Source organism: Streptomyces sp. NPDC051217 (assembly GCF_044455465.1).
Classification (GTDB): domain Bacteria; phylum Actinomycetota; class Actinomycetes; order Streptomycetales; family Streptomycetaceae; genus Streptomyces.
This window is the reverse complement of sequence record NZ_JBITEV010000002.1, coordinates 327854-342032: the sequence shown is the minus strand read 5'-3', so window position 1 is coordinate 342032 and position 14179 is coordinate 327854. Positions and strand designations below refer to the sequence as shown.

Annotated in this window: 12 protein-coding genes and 2 pseudogenes; 7 read left to right on the top strand and 7 right to left on the bottom strand. The window is 70.7% G+C overall.

Annotated features, from left to right (window positions below):
* Window positions 1–24: 24 nt before the first annotated feature.
* The gene (locus ACIBBB_RS06635; RefSeq protein WP_398979409.1) at window positions 25–1047 is read right to left on the bottom strand and encodes a Kelch repeat-containing protein; all 1023 of its coding nucleotides are present in this window, start codon (window positions 1045–1047) and stop codon (window positions 25–27) included.
* 373 nt (window positions 1048–1420) lie between these two features.
* Entirely contained in the window at window positions 1421–2287 is an 867-nt protein-coding gene (locus ACIBBB_RS06630; RefSeq protein ID WP_398979407.1) for an ATP-binding cassette domain-containing protein, read from the bottom strand.
* Here ACIBBB_RS06630 and ACIBBB_RS06625 point away from each other — a divergent pair.
* Window positions 2225–2374 (top strand): annotated as a pseudogene (locus tag ACIBBB_RS06625) (histidine kinase dimerization/phosphoacceptor domain-containing protein); the annotation flags it as partial. The gene ACIBBB_RS06630 and the pseudogene ACIBBB_RS06625 sit on opposite strands and share 63 nt — an antisense overlap.
* A gap of 1 nt (window position 2375) precedes the next feature.
* A pseudogene (locus ACIBBB_RS06620) lies at window positions 2376–2931 on the top strand (response regulator); the annotation flags it as partial.
* A gap of 42 nt (window positions 2932–2973) precedes the next feature.
* On the opposite strand, the gene ACIBBB_RS06615 reads toward ACIBBB_RS06620, so the two are convergent.
* Window positions 2974–3792, bottom strand: a complete 819-nt coding sequence (locus ACIBBB_RS06615) for an SAM-dependent methyltransferase (RefSeq protein WP_398979404.1) — start codon at window positions 3790–3792, stop codon at window positions 2974–2976.
* A gap of 348 nt (window positions 3793–4140) precedes the next feature.
* Here ACIBBB_RS06615 and ACIBBB_RS06610 point away from each other — a divergent pair, with 348 nt between their 5' ends.
* From ACIBBB_RS06610 to ACIBBB_RS06600, 3 genes are read left to right on the top strand one after another with little or no spacing between them, the layout of a single operon-like run.
* Window positions 4141–4350 (top strand): hypothetical protein, encoded by a 210-nt coding sequence (locus ACIBBB_RS06610; protein WP_398979403.1) that lies wholly within the window; start codon window positions 4141–4143, stop codon window positions 4348–4350.
* Complete coding sequence (locus ACIBBB_RS06605; RefSeq protein WP_398979401.1) at window positions 4350–4946, top strand: sigma factor-like helix-turn-helix DNA-binding protein; 597 nt, start codon at window positions 4350–4352, stop codon at window positions 4944–4946. The genes ACIBBB_RS06610 and ACIBBB_RS06605 overlap by 1 nt, the downstream gene beginning before the upstream one ends.
* 2 nt (window positions 4947–4948) lie before the next feature.
* Window positions 4949–5674 carry a hypothetical protein gene (locus ACIBBB_RS06600; RefSeq protein ID WP_398979399.1) on the top strand — a complete coding sequence of 242 codons (726 nt, stop codon included), beginning with the start codon at window positions 4949–4951 and terminating at the stop codon, window positions 5672–5674.
* Window positions 5675–5750: 76 nt separating this feature from the next.
* On the opposite strand, the gene ACIBBB_RS06595 is transcribed toward ACIBBB_RS06600, so the two are convergent.
* Window positions 5751–9827, bottom strand: coding sequence for a discoidin domain-containing protein (locus ACIBBB_RS06595; RefSeq protein ID WP_398979397.1), 4077 nt, complete (start codon window positions 9825–9827; stop codon window positions 5751–5753).
* 149 nt (window positions 9828–9976) lie between these two features.
* Window positions 9977–10162 (bottom strand): hypothetical protein, encoded by a 186-nt coding sequence (locus ACIBBB_RS06590; protein WP_398979395.1) that lies wholly within the window; start codon window positions 10160–10162, stop codon window positions 9977–9979.
* A gap of 196 nt (window positions 10163–10358) precedes the next feature.
* Here ACIBBB_RS06590 and ACIBBB_RS06585 point away from each other — a divergent pair, with 196 nt between their 5' ends.
* Entirely contained in the window at window positions 10359–11288 is a 930-nt protein-coding gene (locus ACIBBB_RS06585; RefSeq protein ID WP_398980053.1) for an alpha/beta hydrolase, read from the top strand.
* A 177-nt stretch (window positions 11289–11465) separates the two neighbouring features.
* Here ACIBBB_RS06585 and ACIBBB_RS06580 read toward each other — a convergent pair whose 3' ends face one another.
* Window positions 11466–12548: an aldo/keto reductase gene (locus tag ACIBBB_RS06580; protein ID WP_398979392.1), complete on the bottom strand. Its 1083-nt coding sequence runs from the start codon at window positions 12546–12548 to the stop codon at window positions 11466–11468.
* Window positions 12549–12728: 180 nt separating this feature from the next.
* Between ACIBBB_RS06580 and ACIBBB_RS06575 the strand changes: the two genes are divergently transcribed.
* Entirely contained in the window at window positions 12729–13628 is a 900-nt protein-coding gene (locus tag ACIBBB_RS06575) for an AraC family transcriptional regulator N-terminal domain-containing protein (RefSeq protein WP_398979389.1), read from the top strand.
* A 60-nt stretch (window positions 13629–13688) separates the two neighbouring features.
* Here the strand turns inward: ACIBBB_RS06575 and ACIBBB_RS06570 are convergent, their stop codons facing one another.
* On the bottom strand, window positions 13689–14120 hold the full coding sequence (locus ACIBBB_RS06570; protein WP_398979387.1) for a DUF6010 family protein: 432 nt from the start codon (window positions 14118–14120) through the stop codon (window positions 13689–13691).
* Window positions 14121–14179: the final 59 nt, after the last annotated feature.

Genomic DNA, 14179 nt, shown 5'->3' with positions numbered 1-14179 from the left:
GGAGCGTGCGGGGCGCTTCGGCGCTCAATCGGTGGGGTGCGCACCAGGCGGACGGGGTCGGTCATATGTCGCGCATGATGCGGAAATGCTCCGTGTACTACGTTCCCTACGGGATCGTTCCGTGTGTGCCGTGTGCCGTGTGCCGTGTGCCGTGCACCGCGTGACGGGTCCGTGCGACACCTGAGCCGATGATCGCGTGGGGGTGATGGCCGTCAGCGGCGAGACCGCGACGAACGGGGCCGGCGGCGGGCGTGGGCCGACCACAGCGCCTGGGGAGCCGTCGGCGAGGACCAGCGCGGCGAAGTCGACGCGTCCCACCGCCATTCCCGGTTCCTGGGTCCAGGTCCCGGCGCGCGGGTCGTAGAGCGCGGCGTCGTCCCGCGGGGTGAGCCGGCCGTCCCCGCCGCCCACCAGCAGCACGCGGCCGTCCGACAGCGGCACCGCCGGGTGCCCGAACCGGGCATCGGTCATCGGGGCGCGCACCGGGGTCCATCGCCTGCTGTCGGGGTCGTACAACTCCGCGCAGCGCAGGGTGCTCAGCGTGTCGGCTTCGCGGCCCGTGCAGCCGCCCGCGACGAGGACCCGGCCGTCGGCCAGCGCCGTCGCCGAGTGGGAGAACCGGGGCCGGTTCATCTCCCCGGCGGGTGTCCAGGCGCCGCTCCCGGGGTCGTACAACTCGGCCGAGGCCAGACCGGTCCCGGGCACACCGGGCCCTTCCCCGATACCGCCGGCCACCAGCACCTGGCCGGTCATCAGCCGCGTCACCGTGTGCAGGCGCCGGGCCGAACTCAGGGGCCGCGCGGTGGTCCAGAGACCGGTCGCGGGGGCGAACACCGCGCTCGTGCCGGTCGGAACGCGGCGCCCGTCCTCGCCTCCCGCGAGCAGGACGCCGCCGTTACCGAGCAACGCCGCCGCGTCGGCCGGCTGTGCCCAGAAGCCCGCGTACGGCATCTCGGGACCGGCCCGCCAACTCCCCGGGGGAGCGACCGCCGTATCGGCCCGAGCCTGCCCGCGCCGGGGGCCGCGCCCCCGCGGCGGATGCGTCACGATGCCCCCTCCGGGGGCCACGACTGTGCTTCCCTCAGTTCCCACACGGTGCCGGCCCTCGTCTCGTCGGCGCGTTCCCCCCAACCGGTTGGCCACGGATACGCCACGTCACTCGTATGGAGCAAAGGGAAAGGTTGGCCTACGCGTCCCTGCGCCGGAGGGACCACCAGCCCGCCAGTGTCGCCGCGCCCGCCCACAGCGCCGTCACCGCGAGGCCCATGAAGGCGCTTGCCCCCAGGACGAGACAAGCGTGGTCACCAGGCCCAGTGCCAGCGCCAGACCCGCCACATTCGCGAGCTTCGCCGCGTAGAACAGGCTCCGGTTCGGCACCGCCGCCAGTGAGGCGCGGATGGCTCCCCTGAGGTGGACATGGTCACGCCTCCCGCGGGGTCGGTGCGGAGAATTCAGTGGCGCCGGAGGTGAGATCGAGATACGCCTGCTCCAACGTGGCTTCCTCGGAGGCGAGTGCGAGAAGGACGACGCCTGCCCCGGCGGCCAGATGGCCGATGGTGTCGATCTCGACGCTGTCGATCAGCATGCGTCCCTCGCCCGACTCGGCGGGGGTGTGGCCGTGCCGGAGCAGCACCTCGCGCAGCCGTGCGGGGTCCGTCGTACGGACGCGGACACGCGGCTTGACGCGGGACGCGATGAAGTCCTTCGTCGGTGTGTCCGCCAGCAGCCTGCCCTTGCCGAGGACGATCAGGTGGTCGGCGAAGGAGGCCGTCTCGCCCATCAGATGGCTGGAGACCAGCACGGTGCGGTTCTCCGCCGCGAGGCCGCGCATCAGTTCGCGGATCCAGATGATGCCCTCGGGGTCGAGGCCGTTCGACGGCTCGTCGAGGAGCAGCACCTGGGGGTCGCCGAGCAGGGCCGCCGCGATGCCCAGACGCTGCCGCATGCCGAGCGAGAACGTCTTCACCCGGCGGGTCGCCACGCTCGCGATGCCCGTCTGTTCGAGGACCTCGTCCACCCGCCGGTCCGGGATGCGATTGCTCGCGGCGAGCGCGAGGAGGTGGGCGCGGGCGGTGCGGGAACCGTGCGGCGCCTGGGCGTCCAGGAGGGCGCCCACCCGCCGCAGCGGCTCATCGAGCCGGGTGAACGGGCGGCCACCGATCGTCGCCGTGCCGGTGGTGGGGCGGTCCAGACCCAGGACGAGGCGCATGGTGGTCGACTTCCCCGCACCGTTGGGGCCCAGGAACGCACCCGGCTCGCCCGCGAGTTGCACGACACCATCGGGCACGCGCTCACCATCGCCGTGGTGCAGGCGGGAGCGGCGCGCGCGGCCGGGACACCGGAGTTCACCGACCGGGCACTGGCCGCCATCGAGGGACGGTGCGGCCGTCATCCCGCTTGCTGCGGAAGCTGCGGCCGGACGTCGTCGCCATGGACGTACGTATGCCGCTGATGGACGGCATCGAGGCGACCCGGGCGGTGCTGCGGACGGTCGCCGACCCTCCGAGGATCCTCGTCATCACCACGTTCGAGGAGGACGAGTACGTCTACGAGGCGCTGCGCGCCGGCGCCGACGGATTTCTGCTCAAGCGCGCCCGGCCCACCGAGATCGTGCACGCGGTGCGGATCGTGGCGGAGGGTGAGTCGCTGCTCTTTCCCCCCGCACTGCGCTCCCTCGCCGCCGCGCACGGCGACGAATCCTCACGACGCGCACTGGAGAAGGCCGCGCTCACCGGACGAGAGGGCCAGGTCCTGCGTCTCGTCGCCCGCGGCCTGACGAACGCGGAGATCGCCGCACATCTCCATCTGGGCACCGAGACGGTGAAGACACACGTGAGCGGGGTGCTTGCGAAGCTCGGCGCGCGGGACCGCGTCCAAGCCGTGATCACGGCGTACGAATCGGGCTTCATCACTCCCGGGGCCGACGAATAGCACGCTCTCCGGCGTCCGATCCGGATCCGGTCCCCCGGCCGGTCAGGGCTTACGGGCGATTCCCGCGTAGCAGGAGGCTTCCGCGTCCGTGACGTTCTCGGCCTGGTCTTCGGGGGCCGGCCGCCAGCGCTGGGCGGGGACGACGCCGGGGTCGAGGAGGTCCCAGCCGTCGAAGAGGCGGGCGATGTCGGCGAGGGGGCGTGCCTGTCCGGGGGTGCCCGCGGCGCGGTACGCGCCCGTGAGGCGGGCGATGCCTTCCGGGTCGAAGTCGGGGGTGACATGGGTGATGGTGAGGGTGCTTCCCCTGGGAAGCGCCGCCTTGAGGTGTTCGACGACGCCGTGGGCGCCGCCCTCGACACGGTCGTCGGTGATGAAGTGGAGCAGAGCGTTGAGGCTCAGGGCTATGGGCCGCGAGAAGTCGAGGGTGTCCGCTATCTCCGGTGTCGCCAGGAGTCCGGCGGGGTTGGTGACGTCGGCGTGCGCGTAGGCGGTGTGGCCGTCGGCATGGCTGTGGAGCAGGGCCCGCGCGTGGGTGAGAACGATCGGGTCGTTGTCCGTGTAGACGACACGGGCCGAGGGGGTGACCTCCTGCGCGACCTCGTGGAGGTTGGGAGAGGTCGGGATGCCGGTGCCGATGTCGAAGAACTGGGTCATGCCCTGCTGCGCGAGGAACCGCGTGGCGCGGCGCATGAAGCGCCGGTTGATACGGGCGGTGGCCAGGATGGAGGGAAAGACGGCCAGCGCTTTCCCGGCGGCTTCCCGGTCGGCGGGGAAGTTGGTGGTGCCGCCGAGGTAGTAGTCGTACATACGGGCTGAATGCGCTTGATCCAGCTTCAGGTCCACCGTGCTGTCGTCCGCCATGCCACGCCCCCAGGGGTTCCTCGTCGTCTGATCGGGCGCCGGGTGCGCGCCGTACGAACGCCCCCCATCACCACCGCAGTTCACTTCCCACCACCCTCACACGACAACCGCGAGAGCGGAGGCCGTTCCGCGAGGGCGCGTGCCGCCTTGTTCGGGCGAATGGGGAACGCACCGCCGAGACCACCACCCGGACATTTCAGTAGTCATACTATTGCTGTCCGTGACAATCTTTGGGGAGGGGCTGCACAGGAAGGCCCTTCCTCCGGTTGGCTGACTCATAGGACACCACGTCTCCGCCGACGTCCTCCGCCCTGGAGCGGCGCGGTGCCCAGTCACTCAAGGACATTCGTGGAACTCGATCTGGAAGATCCGGTGGTCCGGGGAACCGCCGCCCGGATCTTCCCCGGCGCCATACGGACCGGTACGCGCTGCGTCCCGGCCGCCGCGGTACGCGCCGGGGCACGCCACCCCTACCGTCAGCGGTACGCCCCCGGTGCGCCGTCGGGCGCCCGCGCGAGACGGGACGAGCCGGATCCGGCATCCGGGAGCGGGACGTGATGGCGCCTCCTTCTCCCAGGACGCGCGGCAAGGGCGTGCGTGCTCGCCGGGACGCCCGGCGGGGGTTGCTGGGCCTGACCTTCGACGCCTTCCACGACTACCACCGCAAACTGTGGATGCGTTACGCCCACACCCAGGTCGGCAGCCGCCCCGCGGCCGAGACCGTCGTGGACGCCGCGTGCGCGCGCCTGAAGAGCGACTGGAAGTACGTCCTGGCGCAGGAGTCGGTGCCCCAGTACGCGTGGTCGCTGCTGAAGGAAGAGATCCACCGCTGGCTGGACGAACGCGGCCTCGAACCGCTCCTGGTGGGCACGGCCGCCTTCCACGCCGCCATCGGAAAACTCCTCCCGCACGAGCTGCGCGACGAGTTCGCCGTCCTGGAGGGCGAACTCGGCCTGTACGGGGCCATCGCCGGCTTACCCGAGCGCCAGTACGACGTCATCGTCCTGCGCTTCGTCCTCGGCATGGACGAGGAGCACGTCGCGGAGTACCTGGGCATCGAACTCGCCACCGTACGCTCCCACGTACGGCACGCCCGGCGGCGCCTGGCACGCGAGCTCAACATGAACACCGGCCCGACCGAGACGGAAGACTAGACGTGCGCACCAACGACCACGCTTCCATCAGCGACCTGCTGAACCAGGCGGAAGTCCTCGCCGACACCTACACCGACTACGACACCGAAGCGGCCCGGCAGCGCGTCGACACCAAGGCCGGCTCCCCGGATCCCGGCGCCGGCCCCCAAGCCCGGCGCCCTGTCGCCGCGCACGAGCAGGCCGCCCGGGATCTCGATCTCGCGGTCGCCCTCATCGTCGACACCCCGCAGGCGGCCACGGCCCTGGAGCGGCTGGCCGACGACGACCGGCCGGACCCCGAGGGCGCGGTCGTCTTCGCCGCGCTGCTTCACCTCGCCCGGGATCACGACGCGGCCCAGTTCTGGTGGCAGTTCGCCGCCGGCGGAGGCAACCGGACCGCCGCCTTCTGTCTCTCCCTCGCTCACGGGCGGCGCGCTGAATTCAGTGACGCCAGACACTGGCGCGCGGAGGCCCGGAGACTGAGTGCCGCCCCGGACGGCGCCACGCGCGCACCGGCGGCCCGTCCGCTGCTGCCGGAGAGCATCCGCCACCAACTGCTCACCCAGTGCCGCTCCGGGAGCCGCCCGACTCTTCCGGCCCGGCTGGAAGCGGTCATCAACCGTCTCCCCGTGGACCCGGACCTCGACTACGGCACGATCCCCCGCCCCGTCCCGACCCTGACCCACGACCTCCCTCAGGGCCACCAGGTCCCGCCCGGCGCGGGGATCGTCCGGGGAGAGGGCACATGACTCCTCGGAAGCCGGGCCCCGGCGGCGGCATGCGCCGCGACCGGGGCCCGTCGGACCGGACGTAACCGGTTCCTCGTTACGCGCGCACCACCGTCTCCGCGCTGTTGTACCCCTCGATCCGCAGCGCCGGACGCCCCGACCGCAGCTCCTTCGCGGGCCAGCTCAGCGTCACCGTCCGCGACTCACCGGGCAGCAGCCACAGGTAGTTGTCCCCGTACAGCGTCGGCAGCACCCGTCGGCCGTCCTTGGCGTCCAGCAGCGACAGCCGCAGCATCGAAGCCACCGCCGCACCCCGGTTGCGCACCGTCACGGTCATCGTGCGGCGCTCGCCCGACCGGGAGACATGGCCGAGGTCCGCGGTCACCTTGACCGGCCGGGCCTTGTTCAGCGCCTGCATGTCGGCCGGTTCGCGGTAGCGCCAGTACGTGTTCTCCGACAGTGACCTGCCCCTGCTGTCCTCCAGGACGAGCCGCAGCAGATGCAGGTCCGGCAGGTCCGCACCGAAGCCGGCCGTGAAGGCCGGGGCGGTGCTCGACGGGGCGATGTCCACCTTCGCGACTCGGCTCGAACCGAGCCGCCGGCCCGACAGGTCGTACAGCCGGGCCGTCACCGTGACTCCCTTGAGCTCGCGCCCGGTGTGGTTGACCGCGACCACGTCCCACTTCTGCGGGTCCGCCTGCACATGCACGGCTTCGCACGCCTTGCGGGCGCCGTAGTAGGTGCCGTTGACGTCGAAGTCGTAGTCGTACGTCTGCCACACCGTGCTGTGCCAGGCCGGGTGGGACATCCAGAGCATCAGGCCGCTGGCGTCCTTCCAGAGGTTGGCGTTCCACGCCTCGAACATGGCCCGGGTGTTCTCGTAGTTGACGAACTGAGCCTTGCGCGTGAAGTCGTCCAGGTCCCCGGCCGTGCCCAGCCGCGCCTCGATCGCGGCGCGGTAGTTCTGCGGCGCCTGATTCCCCCGGGTGCTCCAGTCGTGGTAGTACCACGCCTCGCCGATCGGCCACTCGGGCTCGTCGCCGACCAGGTTGCGCACGCTCTCCGCCGTGGAGACCACGGGCATGCCGATCTCCGTGTGGAAGCCGAAGTGGCCCCCGCCGTAGGTGGACTTGGAGAAGTAGCGCTCCGGCTCCACCCAGCCGTACGGACCGCCGCCGGAGATGATGCCGCCGGCGGAGTTGTTCTGGTAGAAGATTCCCGGCGCCTCCGACAGGACCGCCTCCCGCATGCCGTTGTCGATCGCGGCGGGCGGGTTGCCCTCGTTGGCGCCGCACCACAGGACGACGCTGGGGTGCGTGCGGTAGCGGCGTACGGTGTCGCGCGCCAGCGAGTTGAACGCGTCGTGGTCCGGCGGGTCCATGGCCCACGCGTTCGGGAAGTCGTTCCACACGAGGAGCCCGTACTCGTCGCAACTGGCGAAGAACTCCTCGCGGTTGCTGCTGCCGAGCCAGTTGCGGATCATGGTGAAGTTCATGTCGCGGTGCATCCGGACCGCCGTGTCCATCCGCTCGGCGGGCATCCGGCGCAGGAGTTCGTCCCAGCCCCAGTTGCCGCCACGGCAGAAGACCCGTACACCGTTCACGCTGATCTTCAGCGGCTCCGGGGTGTTGTCGACGGACTTCACGTCCGTCCACGTCTCGCCGTCGTCGGAGATCTGGATGACGTACGTCTTGGGGTACGCGGGCTCCCAGACGATGACCACCCGGTCGAAGGAGACGGACTCGCCGAGGTCCACCTGGATCCACTGGTTGTCCTCGTAGGCGGAGGACCAGCGGGTGTCGGCCTTGCCGTCGGTGGCGTTGGCCGCCTTGCTGTCGCCGTCCTCCGTGGAGGCGGCGGCATCCTTGTGCAGGGCCAGGTCGGTGCCCGGCTTCGCACTGTCGATCACCGACAGGGTCCACAGCGAGTTGCCCCAACTGGTCGCCCGCTCACCGCCGTTGATCCGGACGTAGCGCGCCTCGTGGGCACCGGTGTCGACGCTCTGCAGACTGGCGTTGGCGTTCTTGAACGGCAGCGGAACCGCCGAGTTGTCGACCGACTCCGCGTCCGTCCACGTCTCGCCGTCGTCGGAGATCTGGACGACGTACGTCTTCGCGTACGCCTGCTCCCACGTCAGGTCCACCCGGTCGAAGGAGACCGACGAGCCGAGGTCCACCTGGACCCAGTGGTCGTCCTCGAACTTCGAGGCCCAGCGGGTCTTCGCGTCTCCGTCGGTGACGTTGCCGGCCTCATGACCCGGCTCGTCCACGGACGAGGCGGTGGCCTCCTTGCGCAGCGCCAGGTCCGTTCCCGGCGCGGCGCTGTCGATCACCGACAGACCCCACAGCGAGGAGCCCCAGTCGGTGGCGCGCGTCAGACAGTGGACGCGTACGTACCGTGCTGTCCTGGCCCCCAGGGCGACCGACTGCGTGTACGCGTCGGTCCCGCCGCCGAACGGCAGCGGTATCGCGTACTCGTAGCCGAACTGGCGGATGCCGAAGCGGGTGGTGCGCCGGTCGCTCTCCTTCCCGCCGACGGCGGCGACGATCGTGAGGTCGTGCAGGGCGGGCTCGCCGTAGCCGTTGGGCCACCACAAACGCGGATCGCGCACCCGCAGCCGCTCGTGGTCGGCCGGTGCGAAGACGACGTCGGTGCTCCCGCCGCCCGGCACGGTGACGGTGCGGGAGACCCGCACGTCACCGAACGACGCGGTGACCGTCACGCGCTGCTCGGCCGTGTCGGCGTTGCGCACCGGGACGACGATCGTCACCTCGGCGGTGCCGGTGTCCGGCAGATCGGGCAGGGTGGTGTCGACGCGCGGGTCGCCGATGACGGCGTGGCCGGTCGAGCGCAGCCGTACGTGGTTCCAGATGCCGGAGACCCGGTCGCGTACGGCCGGCATCCAGTCCCAGCCCGAAGCGGCGAGATACGTGGGCGAGTTGCGGTTCATCATGTTGGCGCCGGCGTCCACGAAGGCCAGGCCGGCCTCGCTCTTGTCACCGGGGCTGCCGGGGAAGGGCATGGGCGTGATCCGTACGGCCAGCGTCTGCTCGCCGTCGGCCGCCAGCAGCGGCGTCACGTCGTGCGAGGACCGCGCGAAGGGGTACGTCACCCCGCCGACCCGCTCGCCGTTGAGCCAGATGTCCGCCTGGTGGTTCACACCGTCGAACTCCAGCCAGACATGGCGCCCGGAGCCGGTGCGCAGACCGTGCGGCAGCCGGAAACCGCGCCGGTACCACCAGGAGTGGCGCGACAGCGCCTCCGGGATGTGCAGGTTGTTCATCCCCGAGACCGGGTCGGGCAGATGGCCCTGTTCCACCAGCGAGCCGAGGACGGTGCCGGGGACGGTCGCGGGCAGCCAGCGGCTGGTGTCGACCTCCGGCCGGGACAGTCCGGCGCCCTCGGCTCCCGCCCAGTCGTCCATGGTCAGCGTCCAGCCGGACTCCAGCGGCACGGTGCCGTCGTCGGCGACCTCCAGCGCGGGGGCGCGGTGGTCGTGGGTGCCCCAGTCGGTCCATCCGGTGGCGGCCGGGCGGTGGCCCTCGGCGGTGCCGTACACCTCGAAACCGTTGAGACCCAGCGGGTTGGCGTTCGAGCGCTTCGTCACCGTCATCCGCACCCAGCGCGCGGTGGTGGCCTTGTCCAGCTTGATCTCGGCGACTCCGCCGGTGCCGTCCGTGGTGCGGTGGACGGTGGTCCACGTACGGCGGTCCCGGGAGGTCTCGATGGTGAAGGCCACCGCGCAGCTGGAGAGGATCTCCTGCCCGGTCGTGTTGTCACGGGGACTGCCGGAGGGGGACGGGGTGAAGACCGGGTCGTCCGCGGTGGCTTCGAAGGTGAGCCGGACGGAGTCGACGGTGCACTCCGCCTGGAGATCGACGGAGATCCACTGCGGGTCGCCGGCGGCGGCGCGCCAGCCGCTGCCCTTCACGCCGGGGGAGTTGAGCTTGTCGACGACGAACTCGGCCGGGTTGGGCGCGTAGTCGACCGACGACACCTGGACGGGGCGGTACGCGGCGAGTTCGCCCCGGCCGCTGGCGGCGTCAGCGGTGAGCGCGGTTCCGGCGGCGTGGCCTGTTCCGGGGAGCGCGACCCCGAGGCCGAAGCCGGCGAGCAAGGTCGAGCCGGTTGCGACAACTGCCCTGCGGGAAGGGTGGGATGACTGGTTCGGCATGAGTGACGTGATCCATTTCAGGCGAGCCCTCAAGAGCAAACGGCCTGCACAGACCGTCTGACAACGTTGCCATAGGCTGTAATCCTGTGCGGGTTCTGTCAAGAGCCAGGGCATTTCCCGCAGTCGGGAGGTGGTCGCGAGCGGCGGCGTCAGCGGGGACGGCGGTCGGATTTCGTGGTGGGGCCGTCCCGCCGGCCGGTGGCGTGGCCGTCCCGCTCGTGCGTGGTGGGGCCGTCCCGCTCGAAGCCCGCCCGGTGCGGGTCGATCGCGGCGCGGCAGGCGTACAGGAATTCGCCCAGCTCGTTCCCGTGGGAGGCGTCGCCATGGTGCCGCATGCCTCCAGTGTGCGCCGGGCCGCGGCCGCGTGCCTGGTACTGCTCCGCACAGGCAGAGCCCTCCCTGGCACCCGCTGCAGGGCGGCGTGACAGTGGGGGATGTGGCCCGCGGAGTCAGGCGGCCACCGGGACCCGCCTTCTCGCGCCCCGCCCCCACCTCGTACGGCTGGAGAGAACCATCATGCGGACAGACGCCATCGTGAAGACGGACGTCACCTTTCCGAGCGCCGGGCTGAAGCTCGCCGGGCACTTCCGAACCCCGGAGAACGACGTCGCCGGGCCGCGCCCCGCGATCGTCGTCGGCCACCCCGGGAGCGGCGTGAAGGAGCAGGCCGCCGGGCTCTACGCCGAGCGGCTGGCCGGTGAGGGGTTCGTCACGCTCGCGTTCGACGCGGCCTACCAGGGCGAGAGCGAGGGCAGCCCGCACGGGCTGGAGGACCCGGCGCAGCGGGTGGAGGACATCAAGGCCGCGGTCTCCTGTCTCACCACCCGTGACGAGGTCGACCCCGACCGTATCGGTGTGCTGGGCATCTGTGCCTCCGGCGGGTACGCGCTCTCCGCCGCCGTCGCCGACCACCGCGTCAAGGCCGTCGGCACCGTCAGCGGCGTCGACATCGCCCGCCAGTTCCGCCTGGGCGCGGACGGGACCCAGGATCCCGCCGTGTTCCGGGGCATGCTCGACGCCGCCGCGGCGGCGCGAACCGCGGAGGCCCGCGGCGAGGGAGTACAGAGCTTCGACCTCTTCCCCGACACCGCCGAGCAGGCCCGCGCCCTCGGCCGGCACGTCTTCGAGGGCTGGGAGTACTACCGCACCGACCGTGCCCAGCACCCCCGCTCCACGAAGTCGCTGACGTGGTCGAGCGTCGACCGCATGGCTCTCTTCGACGCCTTCCGCTTCATCGACCTGATCGCGCCGCGCCCGGTGCTCATGGTCGTCGGACGTGAGGCGGAGACCTCGTGGATGGGCGTCGAGGCGTTCCAGGGCGCACGCGGCCCGAAGGAACTGCACTGGATCGACGGCGCCAGTCACATCGACCTCTACGACAAGGAGCCGTACGTCGGTGCCGCCGTCGCGAAGCTCACCGGCTTCTTCGGGGCGCGACTGGCCGGGACCCCCGCGAGTTGACCGATGAGAAGTGCCCGTCGCCACCTGCGCTCCAGCGTGACCCGCAGATCCCACTGACCCGCGGGCCTGTTGACCCGCGGGCCTGTTGACCCGCGGGCCTGTTGTTCCGCTGATCCACGGGAGCCCGGATGGCCACCGCCGGGGGGCAGCGCGAGCCGGTACGGCTCGCGAGGGGCCTCAGTAGCGCGCGTCGTTCGCCCGAAGCAGCGGGGACACCACCGACGGGCGCCCGTCCACGGTGGCTCCGGCGAACTGGAGCATGGGTGCGAGGGTCCTGTTGTTGAGGGCGGGGAAGTTCAGGGCCGGGGCCGACACCTCGTCCAGCGTGGCGCGCTGGGTGTCGGTGAGCGTGAGGTCGAGGGCGCGCAGGTTGGCCTCGAACTGGTCCATCCGGCGCGCGCCGACCAGGGTCGACGTGACACCCGGACGGCCCTGCACCCAGGCCAGGGCCACCGCCGCCGGACTGGCGTCCGCCTCACGCGCGACGGCGTTGAGCGCGTCGATCACGACATAGTCCGCCTCGCTCGGGGCGCCGACCAGCTGCGCGCGGGTGGTGTCGACCGGGCCGGTGGCCGAGCTGGAGTACTTGCCCGACAGGAACCCGCTCTTGAGCGGACCCCACGGCATCACGCCCATCCCCATCGCTCGGGCCATGGGGAACAGCTCGCCCTCCGAGGTCCTTTCCAGCAGGGAGTACTCCAACTGGAGCGCGATGATCGGAGCCCACCCGCGCGTGCGGGCGATGGTCGCCGCCTCTGCCGTCGCCCACGCCGGTACGTCGGAGAATCCCACGTACCGCACCTTGCCGTCGCGGACCAGATCGTCCAGCGCGCGCAGGGTCTCCTCGACCGGTGTGGTCGGGTCGAAGTTGTGGAGCCAGTAGATGTCGACGTAATCGGTCCTGAGGCGTCGCAGCGAGTTCTCCAGCTGTTGCACGATCGCCTTACGGCCGGGACCGCCGCCGTTGGGGTCGTTCGCGTACAGATTGGCGAAGAACTTCGTACCGATCACGACCCGGTCGCGCAGCGCCCCGCGGCCGGCGAAGTAGTCACCGATGATCTTCTCGGAGTGGCCGTTGGTGTAGATGTTGGCCGTGTCGATCGCGTTGCCGCCGCGGTCGAGGTAGGCCGAGAGGATGTTCCTGGACTCCTCAGGGCTGCTGCCCCAGCCGTGGTCCTCGCCGAAGGTCATGGTCCCCAGCGTGAACGGGCTGATGCGCAGGCCCGAGCGGCCCAGCGTGACGTAGGAAGTGAGCGACATGGTTCGAATCCTCGGTTCTCCGGCGTTCGGGACCCCGTCGGAGGCGGTCCCGCTGCTCCTTCGAGTCAAGGCCACCGGGTCGGGATCTCCTAGACCGATGCGCGCGGATCAGTGCACGATCCGCTCAACCTTCAGCCATGGGCGTCCGGCTCGGGCTCCCACCCGTGGTTGACTGGAACGATGGATCGATCGGACGAACTGCGCAGCCGGATCGCACGGCTGGCCGCCGGGAGCCCACGCCCAGTGTGGATCGACGGAATGAGCGTGTTCGCCACCGACCGCGTGACCGAACCGCTGGGCTCGACCACGGAACCCGTGTTCGCCCTGGTCGTCCAGGGGGCGAAGCGATCGGCTCTCGGCGAGCACATCTTCGACTACCGCGCGGGCCAGTTCCTCGTCGTGGCGGTCGACCTCCCCCTGACCTCACAGATCACCCGTGCCACGGCCGCCGAGCCGTTTCTCGCCTTCGCGCTGCCGCTCCAGCCCGCGCTCATCGCACAGCTGTTGCTCGAAGAAGGGCCCACCGCGGCCCGCCCCCACGACGGACCGGGCATCGCGACCAGCGACGCCGACGACAAGCTTCTCGACGCCGTCGTCCGGCTCCTGCGTCTGTGCGACGACCCGCGAGAGGCGTCGATGCTGGCGGCCGGTGTACGGCGCGAGATTCACTGGCGCCTGCTGAGCGGGCCGCAGGGTGCCCTGGTCAGGCAGATCGGGCTGGCCGGAAGCCGTCTCGCGCTCGTCACAAAGGCCGTCGAGTGGATCAGAACCCACTTCGACCGGGTGATCCGCATCGCCGACCTCGCCGACGAGGTCGGCATGAGCGTCGCCTCGCTCAACCGGCACTTCCGCGCGGTGACCGCCATGAGTCCGCTCCAGTACCAGAAACAGCTGCGGCTCCAGGAGGCCCGTATCCGGCTGATGGCGGCGCCGTACGACGTGGCGGCGGTCGGCCACGCCGTCGGTTACGACAGTGCTTCCCAGTTCAGCCGGGAGTACCGGCGCATGTTCGGTGCCCCGCCGGGGCAGGACGCGGTACGCCTCCAGACCGTCCCCACGGTGGAGGAGCGGCAGGCATAGGAGCCCACCATGAGCGCGAGCCCCGGGTGGACCGGCTCGGGAGCGCCGGAGCCGTGTCGTTCACGGGTGACGCGCCACGGGAGCGGCATCGGAAGGGGACTCGGACCGACGACCGCGAAGCACGTCGAAAACGGAGCGTCCACCGGCCAGGCACCACACCGCGATGACGGGGTCGCATATCGCGCAACCGAAGGAAGAGTGCTCGGCAAAAGGAATGATGGGATTCCCTTTGAGATGGTGGAGTACGTCCCAGCCTGTGTGCAGCAGCCATCCGATGCCGATGAATGTCCAGGAATCAAGGCCACGGTAGGCGCAATACGTCACGACGACGGTGAAGGCGAATTCCCAGGCCCCGAATCCGCCTCCGCTGAGATAGGCGGCTCCCGCACCGGCCACCATGATCGCGTTGAACCGGCGTCGGTGCGGCTCACGGATGAGAGACATGAGGCATACATAGAGAACGCCGATGAGTATGGGCGCGACAACGAGCATGGGTTCCGTTCCGCTTTCTCGTACACACCGGTCTGCGCACCGGAGTTGTCGCTCAATCT